Annotated in this window: 22 protein-coding genes; 17 read left to right on the top strand and 5 right to left on the bottom strand. The window is 41.9% G+C overall.

The window, feature by feature from the left end:
* Positions 1-3: 3 nt before the first annotated feature.
* The 5 genes from ispG to der all read left to right on the top strand — a co-directional run bounded on the left by ispG (position 4) and on the right by der (position 5,878).
* Complete coding sequence (gene ispG / locus FTV27_RS07495) at positions 4-1,125, top strand: flavodoxin-dependent (E)-4-hydroxy-3-methylbut-2-enyl-diphosphate synthase (protein ID WP_180011668.1); 1,122 nt, start codon at positions 4-6, stop codon at positions 1,123-1,125.
* A 3-nt stretch (positions 1,126-1,128) separates the two neighbouring features.
* The gene (hisS, locus tag FTV27_RS07490) at positions 1,129-2,424 is read left to right on the top strand and encodes a histidine--tRNA ligase (protein ID WP_078189609.1); all 1,296 of its coding nucleotides are present in this window, start codon (positions 1,129-1,131) and stop codon (positions 2,422-2,424) included.
* 30 nt (positions 2,425-2,454) lie between these two features.
* The gene (locus FTV27_RS07485) at positions 2,455-3,153 is read left to right on the top strand and encodes a tetratricopeptide repeat protein (protein ID WP_078192660.1); all 699 of its coding nucleotides are present in this window, start codon (positions 2,455-2,457) and stop codon (positions 3,151-3,153) included.
* Complete coding sequence (bamB, locus tag FTV27_RS07480) at positions 3,150-4,295, top strand: outer membrane protein assembly factor BamB (RefSeq protein WP_078189607.1); 1,146 nt, start codon at positions 3,150-3,152, stop codon at positions 4,293-4,295. Before FTV27_RS07485 ends, bamB begins: the two co-directional genes overlap by 4 nt.
* Before the next feature lie 173 nt (positions 4,296-4,468).
* On the top strand, positions 4,469-5,878 hold the full coding sequence (der, locus tag FTV27_RS07475; protein WP_078192658.1) for a ribosome biogenesis GTPase Der: 1,410 nt from the start codon (positions 4,469-4,471) through the stop codon (positions 5,876-5,878).
* A 76-nt stretch (positions 5,879-5,954) separates the two neighbouring features.
* Here the strand turns inward: der and FTV27_RS07470 are convergent, their stop codons facing one another.
* On the bottom strand, positions 5,955-6,524 hold the full coding sequence (locus FTV27_RS07470; RefSeq protein WP_111884741.1) for a hypothetical protein: 570 nt from the start codon (positions 6,522-6,524) through the stop codon (positions 5,955-5,957).
* Between the two features lie 277 nt (positions 6,525-6,801).
* Here FTV27_RS07470 and FTV27_RS07465 point away from each other — a divergent pair, with 277 nt between their 5' ends.
* Positions 6,802-7,443 carry a 4'-phosphopantetheinyl transferase superfamily protein gene (locus FTV27_RS07465; RefSeq protein ID WP_180077810.1) on the top strand — a complete coding sequence of 214 codons (642 nt, stop codon included), beginning with the start codon at positions 6,802-6,804 and terminating at the stop codon, positions 7,441-7,443.
* Positions 7,444-7,528: 85 nt separating this feature from the next.
* On the opposite strand, the gene FTV27_RS07460 is transcribed toward FTV27_RS07465, so the two are convergent.
* Together FTV27_RS07460 and FTV27_RS07455 are read right to left on the bottom strand one after the other, a co-directional pair.
* Complete coding sequence (locus tag FTV27_RS07460; RefSeq protein WP_180077808.1) at positions 7,529-7,948, bottom strand: hypothetical protein; 420 nt, start codon at positions 7,946-7,948, stop codon at positions 7,529-7,531.
* Between the two features lie 165 nt (positions 7,949-8,113).
* Positions 8,114-8,890: an SDR family oxidoreductase gene (locus FTV27_RS07455; RefSeq protein WP_180077806.1), complete on the bottom strand. Its 777-nt coding sequence runs from the start codon at positions 8,888-8,890 to the stop codon at positions 8,114-8,116.
* 104 nt (positions 8,891-8,994) lie between these two features.
* On the opposite strand from FTV27_RS07455, the gene mazG reads away from it, so the two are divergent.
* From mazG to yjgA, 9 genes are all read left to right on the top strand, one after another.
* Positions 8,995-9,789 carry a nucleoside triphosphate pyrophosphohydrolase gene (gene mazG, locus FTV27_RS07450; RefSeq protein ID WP_180077804.1) on the top strand — a complete coding sequence of 265 codons (795 nt, stop codon included), beginning with the start codon at positions 8,995-8,997 and terminating at the stop codon, positions 9,787-9,789.
* The gene (locus FTV27_RS07445; RefSeq protein ID WP_180077802.1) at positions 9,767-10,198 is read left to right on the top strand and encodes a ComEA family DNA-binding protein; all 432 of its coding nucleotides are present in this window, start codon (positions 9,767-9,769) and stop codon (positions 10,196-10,198) included. Before mazG ends, FTV27_RS07445 begins: the two co-directional genes overlap by 23 nt.
* Positions 10,199-10,332: 134 nt before the next feature.
* Entirely contained in the window at positions 10,333-11,802 is a 1,470-nt protein-coding gene (gene pcnB, locus FTV27_RS07440) for a polynucleotide adenylyltransferase PcnB (protein ID WP_180077799.1), read from the top strand.
* Positions 11,799-12,284 carry a 2-amino-4-hydroxy-6-hydroxymethyldihydropteridine diphosphokinase gene (gene folK, locus FTV27_RS07435; protein ID WP_078192650.1) on the top strand — a complete coding sequence of 162 codons (486 nt, stop codon included), beginning with the start codon at positions 11,799-11,801 and terminating at the stop codon, positions 12,282-12,284. The genes pcnB and folK overlap by 4 nt, the downstream gene beginning before the upstream one ends.
* A 46-nt stretch (positions 12,285-12,330) precedes the next feature.
* Positions 12,331-13,140: a 3-methyl-2-oxobutanoate hydroxymethyltransferase gene (panB, locus tag FTV27_RS07430; RefSeq protein ID WP_180020987.1), complete on the top strand. Its 810-nt coding sequence runs from the start codon at positions 12,331-12,333 to the stop codon at positions 13,138-13,140.
* A gap of 3 nt (positions 13,141-13,143) precedes the next feature.
* Entirely contained in the window at positions 13,144-13,992 is an 849-nt protein-coding gene (gene panC / locus FTV27_RS07425) for a pantoate--beta-alanine ligase (protein ID WP_078192648.1), read from the top strand.
* Between the two features lie 22 nt (positions 13,993-14,014).
* A complete protein-coding gene (gene rapZ / locus FTV27_RS07420; RefSeq protein WP_078189595.1) occupies positions 14,015-14,866 on the top strand; it encodes an RNase adapter RapZ in 852 nt (283 codons plus the stop codon).
* The gene (locus FTV27_RS07415; protein WP_067763492.1) at positions 14,863-15,132 is read left to right on the top strand and encodes an HPr family phosphocarrier protein; all 270 of its coding nucleotides are present in this window, start codon (positions 14,863-14,865) and stop codon (positions 15,130-15,132) included. The genes rapZ and FTV27_RS07415 overlap by 4 nt, the downstream gene beginning before the upstream one ends.
* Before the next feature lie 2 nt (positions 15,133-15,134).
* Positions 15,135-15,668, top strand: a complete 534-nt coding sequence (gene yjgA, locus FTV27_RS07410; RefSeq protein WP_078189593.1) for a ribosome biogenesis factor YjgA — start codon at positions 15,135-15,137, stop codon at positions 15,666-15,668.
* A 175-nt stretch (positions 15,669-15,843) separates the two neighbouring features.
* On the opposite strand, the gene FTV27_RS07405 is transcribed toward yjgA, so the two are convergent.
* Positions 15,844-17,484: an acyl-CoA synthetase gene (locus tag FTV27_RS07405; protein ID WP_180024398.1), complete on the bottom strand. Its 1,641-nt coding sequence runs from the start codon at positions 17,482-17,484 to the stop codon at positions 15,844-15,846.
* Between the two features lie 520 nt (positions 17,485-18,004).
* Between FTV27_RS07405 and FTV27_RS07400 the strand changes: the two genes are divergently transcribed.
* Positions 18,005-19,291 carry a D-arabinono-1,4-lactone oxidase gene (locus tag FTV27_RS07400; RefSeq protein WP_180077797.1) on the top strand — a complete coding sequence of 429 codons (1,287 nt, stop codon included), beginning with the start codon at positions 18,005-18,007 and terminating at the stop codon, positions 19,289-19,291.
* A gap of 57 nt (positions 19,292-19,348) precedes the next feature.
* Positions 19,349-20,500, top strand: a complete 1,152-nt coding sequence (locus FTV27_RS07395) for an alanine racemase (RefSeq protein ID WP_180077794.1) — start codon at positions 19,349-19,351, stop codon at positions 20,498-20,500.
* A gap of 63 nt (positions 20,501-20,563) precedes the next feature.
* Here FTV27_RS07395 and FTV27_RS07390 read toward each other — a convergent pair whose 3' ends face one another.
* Positions 20,564-22,183: a glutamate synthase-related protein gene (locus FTV27_RS07390; protein ID WP_180077792.1), complete on the bottom strand. Its 1,620-nt coding sequence runs from the start codon at positions 22,181-22,183 to the stop codon at positions 20,564-20,566.
* Between the last annotated feature and the right edge of the window lie 311 nt (positions 22,184-22,494).

Below are 22,494 nucleotides of genomic sequence, written 5' to 3'. Positions count from 1 at the left end.
ACAATGATTGAAAATCCAATTAAGCGCCGTCCAACGCGTAAAATTAAAGTAGGTTCGGTGTATGTCGGTGGTGATGCGCCGATCAGCATCCAAAGTATGACCAATACTGAAACTTGTGATGTCGAAGCGACCGTGGCACAGATTCAGCGCTGTGTAGACGTCGGTGCGGACATCATGCGTGTTTCTGTACCGAGTATGGAAGCTGCTGAAGCTTTTGGTGAAATTCGTAAACGTGTGCAAGTGCCACTGGTTGCTGATATTCACTTTGATTATAAAATTGCTTTACGTGTTGCAGACCTTGGTGCAGATTGTTTGCGTATTAACCCGGGTAATATTGGCTCAGAAGCTAAAATTCGTGAAGTGGTAGCTGCTGCACAACATAATGACATCTCTATGCGTATTGGTGTCAATGCCGGTTCACTGGAAAAAGATATTCAAAAGAAATATGGTGAGCCTACAGGTCAGGCTTTGCTTGAATCTGCAATGCGCCATATTGATATTTTAGACCGTTTAAATTTCCATGAATTTAAAGTGTCAGTTAAAGCATCGAATGTCTTTCTGACGATGGATGCTTACCGATTACTTTCTGCACAAATTGATAACCCATTACACTTGGGTGTGACTGAAGCAGGTGTCTACCGCACGGGTTCAGTCAAATCTGCTATCGCTTTAGGCGGTTTGTTGATGGAAGGCATTGGTGACACCATGCGTATTTCATTAGCAGCAGAGCCTGAAGAAGAAATCAAAATTGGCTTTGATATTTTAAAATCATTGGGCTTACGTTCAAACGGCATTAACTTTATTGCATGCCCAAGTTGTTCGCGCCAAGAATTTAATGTCATCAAAGTCATGCAAACATTGGAAGAGCGTTTAGAAGATATTCGTACCCCAATGGATGTATCGGTGATTGGTTGTAAAGTAAATGGTCCGGGTGAAGCCAAAGAAGCCGATATTGGTGTAGTAGGTGCAAGTCCGCGTTCACTGGTGTATCGTAATGGCGAAAAGAGCCATTTAATTGACACAAATCAGTTGGTTGACGAAATCGAAGCGATGGTTCGTCAACGTGTTAGCGATCTTGAAGACGCTAAAGCTAAAGAGATTATTCGCACAAGTTTTTCTGAGTAGATCATGAGTTCAATCGTCGCAATCAAAGGTTTTAATGACATTCTCCCTACGCAAAGTCCTGCATGGAGACGTCTAGAACAGCATCTATCTAGCCTGATGGATGCTTATGGTTATCAGCAAATTCGCTTGCCGATTGTGGAGCAGACTCATCTGTTCAAACGTTCTATTGGTGATGCAACGGATATCGTTGAAAAAGAAATGTACACATTCTTAGACAAAGGTAATCCGCCTGAGTCTTTGACTTTGCGTCCAGAAGGAACAGCAGGGTGTGTACGTGCAATGCTTGAACATAACTTACTTCGTGGTGCTACACCGCGTGTATGGTATGTCGGCCCAATGTTCCGCTATGAAAAACCACAAAAAGGTCGCTACCGTCAGTTCCATCAATTTGGCGTAGAAACCTTTGGTGTTGCAACACCAGATCAAGATGCAGAATTGATTTTAATGACTGCGCGTTTGTGGAAACGCATGGGCGTTGCAGATAAAGTTCAATTAGAACTTAATACTTTAGGTGAGTCTGATGAACGTGCTGCCTATCGTGCAGCATTGGTTGAATTTTTAGAGTCACATAAAAATGACTTAGATGAAGATTCACAGCGTCGTCTAACTACGAATCCACTGCGTATTTTGGATTCTAAAGATGCAAAAACACAAAGCATTTTGGAAAATGCGCCAAAACTTCACGACTTTATGGGTGAAGAAACGTTGGCTCACTTTGCTCAATTGCAGCAGTATTTGACTGACGCAGGTATTGGCTTTGTGATCAATCAAAAATTGGTTCGTGGTCTCGACTATTACAACAAAACGGTCTTTGAATGGACAACCACACACTTAGGTTCTCAAGGAACGGTATGTGCTGGTGGTCGTTATGATGGTTTAGTGGGTCAGCTAAAAGGTAAAGCAGACCAGTCGGTGCCTGCTGTTGGTTTTGCAATGGGTATGGAGCGTTTGCTTCTTCTACTTGAACAAGTGGAAGACAATACCCCAGTGCGTGACTGTGAGCTATTCTTGGTTTCAGATCCTGCAACTCAAGGTAAGGCATTGGTACTTGCTGAACAAATTCGTGATCAACTTGAAGCAGCGGGTAGCAACATTCGCTTAAAAGTTGGTTCACAAGGTTCAATGAAATCGCAAATGAAAAAAGCCGACCAATCGGGCGCTTTATTTGCTGTGATTTACGGTGAACGTGAGCAAGCAGCTGGGCAAGTGCTGGTGAAAGAGCTAGCCATTGCAGAACAACACGAAGTGAATGTGGCAGACTTTGTTGCCTTCATTATCGAAAAAATTTCTTCAAAATAATCCCTATAACATAAGGAAAAAGGTAATTTCATGAGCGCATTGAGTGAAGAAGAACAACTTGATAATTTAAAATCGTTTGCTAAAAAATATGGCTCTGCCATTGTTAGCGGCATTTTAATTGCGTTGATTGCCTTTTTCGGATGGGAATACTGGCAGAAGAAAACTTTGGCTGAATCACAAATGCAAACAGCCAAAGTCCAGCAGTTAATGGATGATGCTCAGTCGGCGACGGGTGACGCTTTTACACAACTTTCTGCGACTGCAGATAAAATTGTAAAAGAAGCACCAGATTCGCCACAAGCCATTCAAACTCAGTTGCTTATGGCAAAATTGGCGTATGATAAAGCGGATTATGCCAACGCTGAAAAAGCTTTGAAAAAAGTTGAAAATTCAAAAGTTGATGATGCAGGCTTAATTCAATTGGTGAAATTACGTTTGGCATATGCACAATTGGCGCAAAAGAAATTTGATGAAGCATTAAAAACCTTAGAAGCGGTTAAAGAACCTGCTTTCCAAGCGACTGCAGATGAAGCCCGTGGCGACGTCTATGTTGCGAAAAATGATATCGAAAATGCAAAGAAAGTTTATCAAAGTGCATGGGATGCTTTGGTTGAGCGACAAGAAGAACGTCAAATTTTACAAATTAAACTCGAAAGTGTAGGCGTTTTAGTTGATGATCCTGAAATTGAACGTCCGATTATAGATACACAAGTGGAAGCAACTGAATGAATAGAAAATACAAAATTACCTGTGCGCTGACAGTTTTAACACTTGCTTTGGCTGGTTGTGCAAATAAAGGAAAAGTAGAAAAAGTAAAACCAAATCCTTTACCAAAATTGGAACAGGCAAAAACTTTAGCACCTGTATTTTCAAACAGTGTGGCTTCAACTGAAGAAGCAGATCCACTGCGTTTACGTATGGATGCAGATAATGGCGTTGTTTTTAGCGTAAATCCTAATGGTGAAGTTCAAGCCTACAAAGGCAAAGAGCGTTTATGGCAGAAGAAAATCTCTAAACAAGGTTTGACTGCAGGTGTAGAAGCAGCTGACGGAATTGTGGTTGTTGGTAATGCAAAAGGTCAATTATTTGCATTAGATCAGGCAACAGGTGAACAAAAGTGGACTGCGCAATTAACCGGCGCGTTACTTTCACCGTCGTTGATTCAAGCAGGTCGCGTTATTTCAGTTACCAATGATGGTACGGTATACGCAAACGATGTGGCAACGGGCCAACAAACTTGGACCTATAACTTGCCAAATGTGCAGTTTAGTTTACGTGGTATGGCAGCACCGGTATCACTCGATGCGCGTCATGTTCTCATCGCTTCTTCAAATGCCTATATCTATGTGATTGATGCATTGAGCGGTATTCCGAAAATGCAGCGTCGTGTTGCAGTGTCAGACGGTCGTTCAGATGTACAACGTCTCATTGATATTGACGGTGAACCGACTGTAGCAGGTCAATTTTTAATTACCACCAGTTACCAAGGCCAAGTGACAGCGCTTGATCTTGCCTCACAACAAGTGATCTGGAGCAATGATGCGAGCAGCATTCAGCGTCCTGAAGTTGCGGGCAATGGTGTTTTTGTGACACAAACTGATGGTAAAATTGTGGCTTATGAAATTACCACTGGTCAAACATTGTGGGAAAATGACCAATTGCTTAATCGTAATTTGAGTAACCCAGTGATGTTAGGTCAAGACCTTGTGGTTGGTGATCTGGATGGTGTACTTCACTTAATCAACCCAGCGACAGGTGAGTTGGTTGGTCGTTCTAAAACCAGTGGTGAAGTACGTTCACTACGTGTAATTGACAACCAATTATATGTGTCGACACGTAAGGGTGCATTAAGCATTTGGCAGAACCGTTAATTTTTCTGCGGCTTATGTTAAAATAAGCCAAACCGTATTTTTAACGCGGGGGATTGAATCATCAATGCCCCGTGTTTTTATTTATTTTAGGCATTTATCCTATTTCCATTCTTCCTAAGCTTTCTGATGTTCAGACCAGACCAAACTGGCTGATCTGGAATAAAGGTTAATCTATGAAACCCGTAATTGCGCTCATTGGTCGTCCGAACGTCGGAAAATCAACGTTGTTTAACCAGATAACCAAGAGCCGTGATGCTCTCGTTGCTGACTTTGCCGGTCTGACTCGTGACCGTAAATATGGTGACGCGACTTATCAAAATAAATCTTTCATTGTCGTTGATACTGGGGGTATTGGCGAAACTGAAGGTGGTATCGACTCGTACATGGCAGAACAGTCAAAAACTGCCATTAATGAAGCAGATATTATTGTGTTCGTTGTTGATGCTCGCGCAGGCTTATTGGCATCTGATGAGCAAATTGCACGTGACTTACGTACGCTAGGTAAAAAAGTTTATCTTGTTGCCAACAAAGTTGATGGTGTTCATGCCGAAGCAGCTTTAGTGGAATTCTTCAAATTGGGTATGGGTGAACCACTTCAAGTGGCTGCCAGCCATGGTCGTGGTGTTCAGCAAATGCTTGAAGAAGTGTTGGCTGAAGTGCCTGAAGATGAAAGTGAAGAACAACACGATAAAGATACAGGCTTACGTTTAGCGATTATTGGTCGTCCAAACGTGGGTAAATCGACTCTAGTGAACCGTTTGTTGGGTGAAGACCGTGTGGTTGCATTTGACCAACCAGGTACTACACGTGACTCGATATATATCCCATTTGAACGTGATGGCCGTAAATACACATTAATCGATACTGCGGGTGTACGTCGTAAAGGTAAAGTGGACGAAATGATCGAGAAATTCTCGATTGTGAAAACTTTACAAGCGATGAAAGATGCGCATGTTGTGGTTATTGTTGTCGATGCACGTGAAGGGATCGTTGAGCAAGACTTGCATTTGATTGGTTATGCGCTTGAAGCAGGCCGTGCGATGGTGATTGCCATCAACAAATGGGACAACATGTCTGACTATGACCGTAAACAGTGTAAATTAGATGTTGAACGTCGTTTTGACTTTATTCCATGGGCAAAAATTCACTTAATTTCTGCACTTCACGGTACAGGTGTTGGTGATCTTTATCCATCGATCCACCGTGCTTATGATTCTTCGCATTTGAAAGTATCACCTGCGAAAATCACTCAGATCTTGAATGATGCAACTGATGCGCACCAACCACCAATGGTTCAAGGTCGTCGTATCAAAATGCGTTATGCGCATATTGGCGGACAAAATCCACCGACGATTGTGATTCATGGTAACAAGGTCGATAAAACGCCAAATGACTATCGTCGTTACCTAGAAAACGTGTTCCGTAAAGTTTATAAACTTGAAGGTACGCCAGTCAAAATTGAATTTAAAACCTCTGATAACCCATTTGAAGGTCGTAAGTCGCAAATCGATGAGCGTACGGCTGCACGTAAACGTCGTTATGTTCAGAAGTTCAAAAAAGCGGAAAAGAAATTCAAACGCTAAGTTTGGATAAGAAAAAAAAGCCTGCAGATATGCAGGCTTTTTTATTTCACTTTATTTATCTAAAAAGATGTAGAAATTAGTTTTTACACTTTTTAGCTTGGCGGTAAATATCAATATTATCCAGATTAGCTTGAGCAATTTCCATGGCTTGCTGTGCGCTGCTGCTATCCTGTTGTGTATTTTTATTGCCAGAAAAAGCTGTCGCAAATTGTCCCATACGGGCCGCTGTTTCAGATTGACCTGAAAATGCGGATAGCGCGTTACCAGCAAGCCCCGCCCATTTTGAAACTTGATTATTTTGCTGTGCAGACGCTTGGCTTAATGCCAGTTGCGATGCTTCCAATGTACGTTCGAAAGTTTTACGTTCAACGCTCAGATCAGTGCAATCTAAGGTTTTTAAATAACTGGTGCTATAAACACTATTGTTGGTTTGGTTAGCTTGATTGAAATTTGAGGCATAGCCACGGTCTGCTTGAGCCACGGCGTTAGCAGCTTCTTGACGGCTTTGATTCATACGCGCTTCAGCTTGGTCCATAATCGCGCCATTTTTGGCACCCATTACTGCAACAGCTGCATCCAATAAGCCTGCTTGAGCGAAACATGGTAGGACACAAAGTGAACTGATTAACGTGATTTTTCTTAGCATCTGATTTACCCCGAGTTTTAAATTAAAGTTATAAGAATCTAGAGTATTTTATCTAATTAAAGATGTATTTAAAATATTTATTATACTTAAGTATTTGAATATATTTATAATATTAAGTATTTCTTAAGTGGGTTAAAATATTTTTAAACTGAGTTTTAAAATCTCGACGAGTCAAAGGACCGATGCGCTCATCTGTATTGTGGTGTATTTTGTGTCGGAGAGTCGCATAAAATATAGCGTCATGGACGTAGTGTAAAAGATATTGGATCAATAACTTATGGCGAAAATTCAGCTTGAATATAGTGCAATTACTAACTTCTTTGTGGAGCCACATGGCTTGAGTCGTCAAGAGGTAATTGCCGTGCGTAAACAAGCCATTTACCAATATCGCAATCAATTACTTGCGCAGCGGCTTAATAGATCAGTTGAAAATTCAGATTTTTCAAAGTCTGCGTTTGGTAAGCCTTTTATTCCTGATTTGCCACATTTTCATTTTAATCATAGTCATAGCCAGCAGCATTATGTATTGGCCAGCAGTGAAAAAATCGCCAATATTGGTGTGGATATTGAAGATTTAAATCGAAAAGTTCGTTTTGATGCGATGGCTCAACACAGTTTTCATCCCGAAGAATTGCTTCATTGGGAGAGCTGTGAGCATGATCCTGATTTTTGGTTTAAAGTTTGGACCACCAAAGAGGCGGTACTTAAAGCGTCAGGTTTAGGGATTCGAGTGAACCTGAATGAACTGAATACGCAGTGTCATCCTGAGCAGAATGGTGGGATGTGTAGCCATCCCACCATTGGCACTTTTGCTTATCAGAATATTCAACTGCCGCATGTGATGTTGACGGTGGCATGGCAAAGTGAACAATCTTGCCGAGGCTTTCATTTGCCGAAAATTGAGTTGAATGTCTTATAAATCGGTATGAAATAGAAATCACCATGAAAAAAGCCCTGTTCTGGCTGAACAGGGCTTTTTTAAATCAATCTAAACTGGCTTTAGATTAGATTTTGCATTTTTTAGAACCTTGGTAGATACCAATGTTGTCGATGTTTGCTTGAGCAGCAGATTTTTTCGCTTGTTGAAGTTCAAGGTTGCCTGCATCAGAAGTATCTTGCTCACCAGCCAAGCTGTTTGCAATGTTGCCTGCACGAGCAGCTTTTTCAGAGTTACCACCGAAAGCAGCAAGAGCGCCACCCGCTAAACCAGCAAATTTGCTCAATGATTTGCCTGGCGCTTGAGCAGATGCTTGGATGTTTGCAATGTTTTTGTCAGCAGCTTCTAAAGAGCGCTTAGCATTCGCTTTTTCAACAGCAAGAGTTGCACAATCCATCGCTTTTAATTCTGAAGATGCGAATTGAGTTGTAGCAAAAGCAGAAATTGAAATAGAAGTAACAGTTGCAAGAACAAGTAATTTTTTCATGAAATAATTCACTTTTATTGTTAGAAAATAAACGCCCGAAAGTAATGGGCGGGTGAATATTATTCAAAAAAAGGAATTTTGTCCTGTTAAAATGTGACAATTGTGTAACTTTGTGTAATTTGCGTACAAATATGATTGCAAAATTAAATGATTAGTAACACGTTGCTATTTGGGTTTTTGTGCAATCCAAATATTACTTAAGCGGTTGACAAATTGCGGGCTAAACTTCGATAAATTAAATAAAAATTTAGCTTTCATCCCCACAGGTGTATGTGTGGCCATTAAGACCGAATCCCGTTTTTGTACCAAGGCATAAATTTGCTGAGCGACATCGCTCGGTTGAAGATTGACGCCCATTTTCTTAATACTTTGTGCATCCATGTCTTGCACCATCGCGGTTTGAACAAATAAAGGCATCACATCTAAAACGCGAATATTGTATTTTTGCCATTCAATATCCAAGCTTTCAGTGAGCCCACGTACAGCAAATTTAGATGTGGCATAGCTGGCTAAATCTGCTTGTCCATAAATAGCTGAAGCCGAAGAGAGGTTAATTACACGAGCAAAATTGCTTTGTTGTAAATAGGGGAATGCCGCATAGCAACCGTTTACCACCCCTTTGACATTGATATCAATCGTTCGGTGGTGTGCAGACAATTCCGTATGTTCAAAGCTGCCTGAATACAGAATTCCGGCATTATTGACTAAGATATTCAACTGACCTGCCCAAGCAACAAATTCAGCTAAAGCGCTTTGCCATTGCTCTGGTTGTGTCACATCTAAAAGGCCAGCTTTGGCATGGCTACCGAGTTCAGCAGCTAAGGAGGTGACTTGAGATTGGTTAATGTCGTAAAGCCCAACTTTATAGCCTTGTTGTATGAATAGTCGTGCAATTGCTGCGCCAATCCCTTGTCCTGCACCGCTAATAAAAATACTTTGCATGTTATGCTTCCTTAAATTGAGTTGCTCATTCCCTGAGTAAATTTTGAGCATATCAAATTCTGTAATCGAAACAATGTACTGATGAGTAAATAGCTGGAGTTCACATGGAACAATTATTAGCAGTGATGAAAGAATTACGTGAAAAATGTCCATGGGATCAAAAGCAAACCCCAGAAAGTTTGACTCGTTATGCCATCGAAGAAGCCTATGAAGTTGAAGCGGCAGTTCGTTCAGGTCAGAGTGATGATGTACGAGATGAACTGGGGGATTTGTTGCTGCAAGTGGTTTTTCAGTCGCAGATGTATAGCGAACAAGGCGCATTTGATTTTCAAGATGTGGTGCAAGCCATTACAGATAAATTAATTCGCCGTCATCCCCATGTGTTTCAGGCAGAGCAATTCTCAGCACTCAATGCGGATGATGTGGCAACACTATGGAAACAGATTAAACAACAAGAAAAAGTAGGGAAATCAGTATCTAGATTAGATGAGGTTAAACATGCTCCTGCATTAAGCCAAGCAGATGAAATCCAAAAAAATGTGGCGAAAATTGGCTTTGATTTTCCAGATATTGAAGGGGCTTATGGCAAGCTTGAGGAAGAGCTAGGGGAGTTAAAAGAGGCCTTAGTAGGCAAAAAATCCGACGAAATATTTGATGAATTTGGTGATTGCTTATTTTCTCTAGTGAATGTTGGACGTAAGATTGGCATCTCAAGTGAGATGGCACTGTTAAGTACCATTCATAAATTTAGAAGCCGCTTTGCTTATATTGAAGCACAGGCCACATTACAACAAAAACATGTAGAAGACTTGTCCTTAACTGAGATGGATCAGTTGTGGGAACAGGCAAAACAACAATTAAAACAACAGGCTGAATATGTACCACATCCTAAAGAATAAATACTCTACACAATTACTTGTCTTGGTTTTGGGTTTAATGGCAGATTTAACTTTTGCTCAAATCCCTTCGGGCTACGCGGAATGGAAAGCCATGCAGCAAGCTCAAGATCAGCAATTAAAAAAGCAATCTGAGGCCTCGAAGTCCAAAGCGACAACTGCACCGAGCAATACCAACTATTATTTGTCACGACCCAGCACTCAGCAAAATAGCCGATCAGATCAAGTACGCTTAAATACAGCCTCAGTTGATGAACTGCAAACATTGCATGGGATTGGTCAGAAAAAAGCAGAAGCCATTGTGCAATATCGTAAAAGTAATGGCTTATTTAAAAGCATTGATGATATTCAACAGGTTAAGGGAATCGGTCCTGCGCTGTTTGCTAAAAATAAAGCAAAATTGGCACTTTAAGTGAAGTGTAAAAAAAAGAATTAGGTTAAGCTCAGCTTGAGCATCGAGATAATCAAATTGCCCTTTGATTGTGTTAGAGATATCATTAGCGACATCTTAAGAATTTTACGTTCAGACGTAGGAGACAGCGTCTTTTGCAAACTTTGCGCGCGTCCAAATGTGGTTTATCAACCGCACAATTACCTTCTTCCATTTTAGATGTGATTGATGCCTTAACTAAGGCAGGCTATGAAGCTTATATCGTGGGTGGCAGTGTCCGCGACCTAATGTTGGGTCATGCACCTAAAGATTTTGATGCCGTAACTAATGCGACACCAGCTCAGGTGAAAGAAGTCTTCGGGCGACGTTGCCGAATTATTGGTCGTCGTTTTGAGCTGGCGCATGTCTACTCAGGACGTGAACTGATCGAAGTTGCGACCTTCCGTGCGCCGCCTAAAAAAGCCGTGACTTCTGCTGCGGGCATGATTTTACGTGATAATAATTGGGGTACGATTGAGCAAGACTTTGCACGTCGTGACTTCTCGATCAATGCAATGTATTACCAACCACGCAAAGGCGAAGTGCTAGATTTTTGTCATGCAGTAGATGACATAAAACATAAAATGTTGCGTTTATTGGGTGATCCACAACTACGTTTTGAAGAAGATCCTGTGCGGATGCTTCGGACTTTACGTTTTGCAGCCAAATTAAACTTTAATATTGATCAAAAAATTCTGGATGTCTTTACTCCAGAACTTACTCAATTGCTGCGTGATGTGTCTCCACATCGTTTATACGATGAGTCACAAAAGCTTTTTACCATGGGGCATCTCAATCGCGTCTTACCGATGCTGATCGATTTTGGTATTTGGTATCAATTATTTGCAGATATCAAACCAGTCGTAACGCCATTTATTGAGTTGGCTGCAAAAAATACCGATCAACGTATTTCGATTGGGAAAACCATTAACCCTGCATTTTTCTATGCCGTGTTATTGTGGATCCCGTTCCAAGAACGTTGTACGTTCTATTTAAATAAAGGTGTTGTTCCTGCTGAAGCGCGTGCTCAAGCGGGCTTGGATGTATTGAAGCGTCAGGCTACACGAACCATTATTCCACGCTTTGCCGAAACATTTATTCGTGAAGTTTGGGAAATGCAAACCCGTTTACTAAGTCCAAAACCACAGCAAATTGAAGCACTTTCAGGTCATGCACGTTTCCGTGCAGGCTTTGACTTTCTGCTGCTGCGTGAAAAATCGGGCGATACAAGCACGCAAGGCATGGGGCAGTGGTGGGATGCTTATCAGCAGATGAGCACTGACGAAAAAGAACGAGCAATTAGCCAATACAATCGTCAACGTGCCAAGAGTCGTCGTAAAGCGGCGCATGAAGATGTGGAAGCCAAAACTTCTACTCATCAGCAAGTTGAAATTGAACCGCTGGTGAATGAACCAGAAAGCAGAAGTCGCCGTCAACGTAAGCCTAAATCACATGCCAATAGTCTAGAGACAGTGTCAATCGTTGCAGCGTCAGCCAGTGGTGAAATTGGTGCAGATCATCCGATTTTAAAACGTAAACGTGTGAAACGAGATTTGACTCAGGTTATTTTTGGGCCAACACAATGACGCTGACATATATTGGTTTAGGCAGTAATTTAGGTGATTCTCTACAGATCCTCAGTGAAGCTGTGCATAAACTTGCAACACTCGGAAAAGTGAAAGTCTCAAAACTGTATCAAAGCCCGCCAATGGGGCCACAAGATCAGCCGAATTATTTAAATGCAGCGGTTGCATTAGAAACTGATCTAGCACCTTTGGCCTTGTTGGATGAATTGCAACGCTTTGAACAAGAGTCGGGGCGTGTACGCCTACGTCATTGGGGGGAGCGTACACTGGATTTAGATTTACTGATTTATGGTGAACAGCACATTCAAAATGAACGTTTGACGGTGCCTCATGTTGGTGTTTTAGAACGTGATTTTGTGTTGAAGCCTTTGTTGGATTTAGATGAGAATCTACAGATTAAAGGACAACCATTAAAAGATTTACCTATTTTGAATAATCCAAATTTAACTGTATTGGATGCAGGAAACTGGGCCCATCTTTAATTTTTGTATGACCACTTGAGAAAGCCGTCATCTGAGGAATATTGAAATGATTAGTCTAAGTGACTTGAAAAAATTTAAAGCGGAAGGCCGCAAATTCTCCTGCCTGACTTGCTATGATGCGAGCATGGCAAAAGCAATGGAAGTTGCTGAAGTCGATAGTATTCTGATTGGCGATTCATTGGGGATGACCATTCAAGGGAATGACTCAACTTTACCTGTTACTGTTGAAGATATGGTATATCACACTGCAGCAGTGCGTCGTGGCAATAAACATGCGTTTATTTTGACTGATTTGCCATTTATGACCTATGCCACTTTGAATGACGCTTTGGTGAATTCAAAGACCGTGATGCAAGCAGGCGCACAGATGGTCAAATTGGAAGGTGGTGCATGGTTGTCAGAAACAGTTGAAGTATTGACCCGTAATGGTATTCCAGTGTGTGTGCATTTAGGGTTAACTCCGCAATCGGTTCATGTGTTTGGCGGTTATAAAGTGCAAGCACGTACACGCGAAACCGCGGATCAACTCATTGCAGATTGTAAAGCTGTGGTTGATGCAGGTGCAGCAATTTTACTTTTGGAATGTGTTCCTGCCCAAGTGGGTAAAGAAATTAGTGAATTATTCCCAAATACACCTGTGATTGGGATCGGTGCCGGTGCAGAAACGGATGCTCAAGTCTTGGTTCAACAAGATATGTTGGGACTCACGTTTAGTCACGTGGCGAAATTTGTTCGCAACTTTATGAAAGAGCAAGCAGGGGAAACAGCAATTGTGGATGCGTTTAAGGCGTATCATACTGCCGTACTTGATGGTAGTTTCCCTGCCAAAGAACATACATTCCAAATTGAGCTGTAAGACATGAAAACTGAAACAACGATTCAAGGTTTAAGTGCATCGCTAAATCCAGCACGTGCTGCGCGCAAAATCATTGGTTTTGTACCAACGATGGGGAACTTGCATGAAGGTCACCTTAATTTAGTTCGTGAAGCACGTAAACTGTGTGATGTCGTGGTGGTGAGTATTTTCGTTAACCCAATTCAGTTTGGTCCAAATGAAGACTTTGATAACTATCCACGTACTTTGGAACAAGATCAGCACTTATTGGCAGAAGTGGGTTGTGACATCGTGTTTGCACCGACTGTTGAACAAATGTATGGCAACAAACCGCGCTTAACCAATATTAGCGTGGGCGGCATTACCAATGATTTGTGTGGCGAACAGCGTCCGGGTCATTTTGACGGTGTTGCTGTTGTTGTGACAAAACTCTTTAATATTGTTCAACCGAATTTTGCATTCTTTGGGCAAAAAGATTACCAGCAACTTGCAGTGATTCGTCAGTTTGTACGTGACTTAAATATTCCACTAGAAGTGATTGGTGTGCCGATTACTCGTGCTGAAGATGGTTTGGCATTGAGCTCACGCAATGGTTATTTAAGTGCGGAAAATCGTGCGATTGCACCAACGATTTACCAAAGCTTGAAAACGGCTGAGGCGGAATTACATGCTGGAACTCAACTGGCAGATGTGTTAGCTAATATTAAAGCAACATTGACAGCAGCGGGTTTTGTTGTGGACTATGTTGAAGCACGTACACCTGAATTACAGAAAATTGAAGAATTTGATCAAGACGTGGTGTTGTTTATTGCGGCTAAATTAGGCGCAACACGTCTTATTGATAATATGCAGGTTAAATATACTGCAGTTTAAAACGGCTATGGGGTAGCAAGCGATGAAGCGCATTTTAATTGTTACAGGACAATCTGGATCTGGAAAGTCATCTGCATTACAGATACTTGAGGATTTGGGTTATTACTGTATCGATAATTTGCCATTGGCCTTACTCCCCGAAATTGTTGAAAAACTTGATTCAGAAAATAATCTTGAACAATTAGCGCTGGGTGTGGATGTCCGCAGTACACGTGCAGATTTACAAGAGTTCGATTTGGTTTTTCAACAGCTACAACGCCATGGCTCAGTCGATATTATTTATTTGACCACGCGTGATCAGGAATTGATTGCGCGATTCAGTTCATCTCGACGTCCCCATCCGTTGGCAAGTCGTTTCAAAAGTTTAAATGAGTGCATACAGGAAGAAAAATCTTTACTGTTGCCGATTCAATTACGCTCGACAGTACATATTGATACTACAGATAAGAGTGTACATGATTTAAAACATACCTTGCTGTCTAAACTTGGACAGGCAGATAATTTAATTTTGATCTTACAGTCTTTTGGCTATAAGCATGGTATTCCACTCGATGCAGATTATGTTTTTGACGTCCGTCATTTGCCCAATCCACACTGGGATATGGAATTGCGTAAGTATTCAGGATTAGATGAGCCAGTTCGTCAGTTTTTACAACAAAGTGAACAAACCAATGAAATGTTCCAAGATATTTATAATTTTTTGGATAAATGGCTGCCGGCATTTGCCGAAGGGCATCGTCATTACATGACGGTGTCGATCGGTTGTACAGGTGGGCAACACCGTTCGGTATATATCGTAGATAGACTAAAAAAAGCACTTGAGGCAAAATGGTCTATTCAGGTTCTACATAGAGAAATGAAGCACTGGTCATGATCGACACAACTGTTGACGTAATTAATAAACTGGGTTTACATGCGCGTGCATCTGGCAAGCTAATCGAAGTCACGACCAAATTTCGCTCGTCGATTCAAATTGGTAAGGGTGGAAAATTAGTAGATGCCAAAAATATTATGTCTTTGCTGATGCTTGGCGCAGGCAAGGGCACAACTTTACGCTTAGTGATTGAAGGTGCAGATGAAGAAAAAGCTTTATCTGAAATTCAAGCACTGTTTGCGGCAAAATTTTACGAGGCAGATTAAACGTGGCACGTCGACCGAACCGCTATACCGAAGAAGACTTTGAATCCTTAGAAGGACGTGCAAGTAAAACTGAGCAAAAGAAAGCTGTACAACGTATGGCTGCTTTGGGCGAGGAACTTGCAAAACTGAATCCTAAACAGATTAAAAATCTTCCTGTTGAAGAGCGTCTGATCGAAGCACTACTAGATGCACAAACAATTACTTCACATGAAGCGCGACGCCGTCAGTTTCAACGTGTAGGTAAATTACTGCGTAATGAAGATGAAACCATGATTTTATCTTACTTAACCCCGCAGCAAGGTGCGAAAAAAACAGCGCAGCTTCAACGCTGGACTGAACGTATGATTGCCCAAGGTGATCCCGTCATTAAAGAGTTCATGAAAGCACATAATGCTGCTGAACATCATCCTATTCGTCAGCATATTTTGCGTATTCAACGTGATATAGCAAAAAATGTAAGCGAAGAAGAACTGACTGCGTCAAAGTTGAAATTGTTTAACTACATTCAACAAGTGGCTTTATTATCTGATAACTAATGCATGATTAGATAGCCAAGTACTTAGATAGCTCAATGATCAGAGAATTCAACGTGATCTGATCATTGAAGCAAAACGTGAAGTTATAGACTTCACATCAAAAAAGCGACCTGATTAGGTCGCTTTTTTTGCTTAAATGATTGAAAAAATCATGCTTGGCTTTTGAGTTTTAACATTAACCAAATTCACCAACAGCGCGCTCTTTAGCCCATTCACGGAGAACGAACTTCTGAAGTTTACCTGTCGAGGTTTTTGGAATTTCGGTAATCACTACATCTTTAGGTACTTTGAAACGTGCAAGGTGCTGCTTACAGAATTCGATCAGTTCTTCAGGCGTTGCTTCTTTACCTGCTTTTAATTCAATAAAGGCACAAGGCACTTCTTGCCAACGAGGGTCAGGTTTTGCAACCACTGCAGCTGTCAGTACAGCAGGGTGTTGATATAGAATTTCTTCTACTTCGAGCGATGAAATGTTTTCACCCCCTGAAATGATCACATCTTTAGAGCGGTCAGTAATTTTGGCATAACCGTCAGGTTGGCAGACTGCTAAGTCGCCGGTATGGAACCAACCACCGGCAAAGGCTTCAGCCGTTGCTTCCGGGTTTTTCAAATAACCCTTCATTACGATGTTGCCACGGAACATGATTTCGCCCATAGTCTGGCCATCATGCGGAACAGGTAACATGGTTTCAGGGTCAATGACTTTCATGCCGTCTTGAAGCGGGTATGGTACACCTTGGCGAGAATGCAACTGTGCTTGTTCTTGAATGGAAAGATCAGACCAACCAGCTTGCGATGCGCAAAGTGCTGATGGACCATAGGTTTCAGTCAAACCGTAAACATGTGTGACATTGATACCAATATTACGCATCCCTTCAATAATCGCTGCAGGTGGCGCTGCACCAGCAACCATCACTTCAACGCGATGGTCAAATTGTGCTTTTTTCTCTTCAGGCGTATTGATCATCATTGAAAGTACGATTGGCGCACCGCAGAAATAATCTACTTTGTGTTCTGCAATCAATTTGAAAATCAGTTCAGGGTCAATTTTACGTAGACAAATATTGGTTCCGCCATTGGCTGCCATTGTCCAAGCAAAGCACCAGCCATTACAGTGGAATAGAGGAAGCGTCCACAGATACGTTGCACGTGGCGTCATGCCGCAAGCAATGATGTTACTCGCTGCATTGATATATGCGCCGCGGTGATGATACACCACGCCTTTTGGATTCCCTGTGGTACCCGAGGTATAGCTTAAACTAATCGCATCCCATTCATCTTGAGGTAAGTGCCACTCAAAGTTGGCATCGCCTTGCGCCAACCAGTCTTCAAATTCAATTTGTCCAATCGGTTGTGCTGTGCCTTCAAATTCAGCATCTGCAACATCAATGACATAAATGTCTTGATCGATCAAAGCCAAAGCTTCGGTGGCAACTTGAGCAAATTCAGGGTCAACCAACAGGACTTTGGTTTCTGCATGTTCCAGCATGAAGGCAATGGTTTTCGCATCAAGGCGTGTATTTAGCGTATTTAGTACAGCACCCGCCATCGGTACGGCAAAGTGTGCTTCAACCATAGCCGGAATGTTCGGTAATAACACAGACACGGTGTCATTTTTGCCAATGCCTAATTGTTGCAACTGATGTGCAAATTGACGACAGCGGTTATACGTTTGGCGCCATGAAATATGACGTTTGCCATGGATAATGGCATCCTGATCAGGATAAATATAAGCTGCACGCTCTAAATAACGTAGAGGCGAAAGTGCCACAAAATTTGCCGGGGTCCGTGGCAATTCATCGTATGCGCTAACCATCGTGGTACTCCAAGTCCATGTCTATTTGTTTTAAATCTGACTTAACAATAATTCAGTCCGTAGCTTCTCTGCATTTATGCTTTAGTCGAGTATTTATACTAAATTTTTAAGTTATTGAAATTGAATAAAATAAAAACAGTAAAGTGACGAAAATGAACCCTGTGGTTCTCAAAATTGATTTTTTAGCATAAATAATTTAGTTGAAAAATATATAGGTGTTGTTGGTTTTTATACTGATTTGGTAGATATTTCCGTGTGTGATCTTTTTTATTGATTCGGTTTGAATGATGCTTAACGAATAATGTGGAGCGCCTTGAATAGTCTTTGTGGGGATATAAACGAATGATATTTTCTTTAATTGATCATGGCTTATTTGCTGTTTTTTAACAATAAACTTAAATTTGAGAAGATGCTGAACTTCGTATAATCTAAGTAAAAAATCAAGATGGCTTGTGCATTAACATTGCAAAAGCGGAAATCAAAAATAAAACTGAATACAATAAAAAGTATGGCGACAAGGATGAATATGATAATTCAACACGACATTGCATGGGAAAATTGGTCAGGTGCTCAGAAGTCGATCCCGAAGTCATTTATACAACCGCAAAATCTTGAGCAATTAATGGATGTGGTGCAATCCCATCCTAAGATTCGCTTGGTTGGCGCAGGGCACTCATTTAGCCCTTTGGCAAAAACCACAGATACCTTAGTACGTTTAGATCATCTCAAAGGCATTCTAGATATCGATGCTGAACGCTGCCAAAGCACCGTCCAAGCTGGCACACGATTATTTGATTTGGGGGAGAAGCTCGCCTCTTTTGATCAGGCACTGATTAATCAAGGTGATATTGATCGTCAAAGTTTGGCTGGAGCGATTGCAACAGGGACGCATGGTACCGGACTCGAATTACCATGTTTATCGGCATTGGTTACGGGGTTTGAATTATTAACCGCGCAGGGCGAATTACTACAATGCAGTGCTGAACAGAACAGCGAAATTTTCCAAGCAGGGCGTGTTTCACTCGGGAGTTTAGGCGTGCTGACGCATGTACAGCTGCAAAATCGGCCGATGTATAAACTCAAAGAACAGACGCGATTATGTCCGCTGAAAGATGTCATGCAGAATATGCAGCAATGGCAATATGCACATCGACATATTGAGTTCTGGGCATTTAGTCATGCCGATCAGGTTATTTTAAAAACCTTAGATGAGACGGAAGATGACCTTCAACCGCGGAAAGAACAGTGCTTAGATGACGACGTATTACTCAAATTTTGTGCAGAATTGACGCGATTCTTTCCACCACTGAATCCATGGCTACAAAAATTATTGGGTGTTTTTGTCAAACCTTCGATGAGCGTAGATTGGTCAAGTCGAATATTTCCTTCTGCTCGAAATACAAAATTTAATGAGATGGAATACCAGATTCCGCTGCAACACGGGATGAATTGTTTAGAAGAAATTTTGCATACCCTTCGACGTCATAAGGTGCCGATGTTTTTTCCGCTAGAGTATCGACTTGTACGTGGGGATGATATTTGGCTCAGTCCGTTTTATCAGCAAGATTCGGCCTCAATTTCGGTGCATCAGTTCTATAAGCAAGATTATCAAGTCATCTTTAAGCTGGTGGAGCCGATTTTTTTAAAATATGGCGGGCGACCACATTGGGGGAAATTGCATAGCCTAAATGCGCGGCAGCTTCAAAATGTGTATCCCAAGTGGCAGGATTTTTTAAAGATTCGACAAGATTTAGATCCAAAGCAAAAGTGGCTCAGTCCAGAGCTACAGCAATTACTGATTGAATAAGCATCGTGGAACGTTAAACGTTGAAGACCAATTGAACGATATGAAAAAGGGGATGGCATGGATGCATATTTTCAAAAGTTGAATTCGCTGTTAAAACAAAATGGTACGGGGATGCCCCAGTTAATCGTGGATGTTGATGCATTAAATCACAACTTGGTGATCACTCAGCAGCAAATGCCAGAGCGTCTGCATCCGCGCTTGGTGGTGAAATCCTTGGCCTGCATGGCATTGCTTCAACACTGTGCTACACAGCTCAAGACACAGCGTTTCATGCTATTTCATTTTGCACATCTAAAAACACTTTTTGAATCGATTCCGCAAGCCGATATGTTGTTTGGAAAACCGATGCCGATTCAGGCTTTGAACCATGCAGACAAGGCGTTTTTGCAGGCAACGCAATCGCAAGTGCAATGGCTGATTGATAGTGAACAGCGTTTAGCCCAATACCTCAAATTTGCTGAGCAGCATCAACTGTGTCTACGCATCAATATCGAAATCGATGTGGGGCTACACCGTGGTGGTCTGAAAACGATCGATGAGCTAAAGGCTGTTTTGGATGAAATCGTTCAACATCCCCAACATTTAAAATTTTCAGGATTAATGGGCTATGACGCACATGTGGCGAAGATTCCACGGCTGATCCAATCTGCTGAACAGACTTATCAACAGTCCCAGCAAAGTTATCAACAATTCAAAGCTTATGTACAACAGCGCTACCCAACCTTATGTGATGAACACACCTGTTGGAATGGTGGTGGTAGTCCTAGTTTTAGTTTTCATTGTCAGCAGAGTGTCTGTAACGAAGTCTCGTTTGGCTCGATGTTATTAAAACCCGCAGATTTTGAACTGAAAAATTTACAAGCTTTCCAAAGTGCCTTGTGGATCGCCACGCCTGTGTTAAAAGTGTTGCCGCGGACTGAATTACCACAGTTAGAATGGCTCAGTCGTTGGGCAAAATATCAGGCTGTATTTATTTATGGAGGTTATTGGCGAGGGGACTATGTTTATCCTCAAGGCAGTCAGCCCCATGCGTTATATGGTCGCAGTAGTAATCAGGAGCTTGTGCAAATTCCACAGACAAGCAGCATAGATGTAGATGATTATATTTTTTTACGCCCTACCCAGAGTGAAATGATCATCCCTCAATTTGCACAGCTTTGGTTGTACCAAGCCGATCAATTCATGGCCTTTGAGACCTTCAGAGAATAAAAAAGAGCCCGTATGGACTCTTTTTAGGTTCAATTGTTTTGAAAAAAGCTCATGATTTGAAGCTTACTCAAATCCACTGTAGTGAATACCCGTGAGGTTCGACATTTCTTTTTTCCATGTGGTCAGGTCATCTTTGCAGAATTGATTCAGATGATGATGTCCGCAGGCACGAGCCATGACTTGCATCAGTTCAACGGATGCATTTAGAAAATTCGCCAGTTGTTGTGCCGATTTGTCTATTTCTAAACGACGACGTAAATGATCTTGTTGTGTGGCAATGCCGACAGAACAATCATTGGTCTGACAGGCACGCATAGCTAAACAGCCAATGGCTTGCATGGCAGAGTTTGAAATCGCGATGGCATCTGCACCTAAAGCGAGTGCCTTAATAAAGTCAGCGGGTACACGAAGTCCACCTGTGATCACTAAACTAATATCTGACCGTCCTAAACGGTCTAAATGACGACGTGCTCGTGCAAGTGCAGGAATGGTCGGTACAGAGATATTGTCACGGAATAAGGTTGGGGCTGCACCTGTTCCACCGCCACGTCCATCTAAAATAATATAGTCCACACCAATGCTGAGTGCTGCGTCGATATCACGTTCAATATGCTGTGCGGAGAGCTTGTAGCCGATCGGGATGCCGCCGGTTTCTGCTCGGACATATTCTGCAAATTCACGATATTGTGAAAGATGAGTCCAGTCGGGGAAAGTTGCAGGAGAAATGGCTGCGGTGCCTTCTGGTAATTTGCGCACTTCTGCAATCTTGTCAACCACTTTATGGCCTGGCAGATGTCCTCCCGTACCTGTTTTTGCAGCTTGACCGCCTTTAAAATGAAAGGCCTGACACTTTTTAACTTTTTCGATGTCATAGCCAAAACGACCCGATGCAAGTTCATAAAAATAACGTGAATTGGCCGCTTGTTCCTCAGCAAGCATTCCACCTTCACCTGAACAAATGCCTGTACCTGCAAGTTCAGCACCTATTGCAAGGGCAACTTTGGCTTCTTGAGATAACGCACCAAAACTCATATCTGACACAAATAGGGGGATTTTGAGTTTTAAGGGTTTTTTAGCATTTGGGCCAATTACCACTTCGGTTGCTACGGGTGCATCATCTAACAATGGAATTTTCCACAGTTGTGCGGTGATCAGTTGAATGTCCTCCCATTTTGGGAGTTGATTAAAAGGCACGCCCATCGCCGCTGTCGGACCATGATGTCCAAATTTACTTAAGCCATTGCGTGCAAGTTCCAAGATCAATTTATTATGTGGTTCTTCTGGTGCGGGTGCGGAGTCAGCATATAGGCCTTGGTATTGATCGCGTTTATACTGCTGTGGATTGCGTTTTTCCCAAGCTGTAATTTCTTCTAAATCTACAAAAACCTGATCGCCTTCCACCCACGCTTTAAATTTTTGCAGATTTTTATTCAGATAACGTGGATTGATGCCAGTTTTATAAATATAGTGAGAACCATGCAGCCCACAGACGATTTTATCTCCTTGAATATGGGCATCGGCCATGAGTGCGCCGCGATGCTGACAGCGACCATACATGACCACGACTTTTTCTACATCATCATCTTCGAGCCGTAAGACCACAAGATCGACATTGGCTGCAAGGGCATAAGCGGGTTGGAGCGGTTTTAAACTAGACCAAGATATAAGTGAATGTGCTTGCATGATACCTGCCTACATAAAGATTTCAGTGGGTATAGGTGTTCGAAATTCGGAATAATTTTATGAATTAGAACGTGATTATTATATTGACAGCATAAAGCGTATTTCGGCTGAAATCTGCTTGAATTATCAGGAGTCTTGTAAAAGGCAGCAGAAAAATCAACTTCCATGGGATTAGAGGTTTATTAAAGTTGGCAGGGCGTGTAAAATTTAGGTCGAATTTTATTTATCCACCGTTTTTATCTTTTGAGGGTCTCCCTCGATCATAATCTCGCGGTGACATGCTCCATTGTACGGGGCATCACTCCTTAAGG

It is taken from the genome of Acinetobacter sp. YH12251 (genome assembly GCF_013417465.1).
GTDB lineage: Bacteria > Pseudomonadota > Gammaproteobacteria > Pseudomonadales > Moraxellaceae > Acinetobacter > Acinetobacter amyesii.
This window is presented reverse-complemented; position numbering and strand designations above follow the sequence as displayed.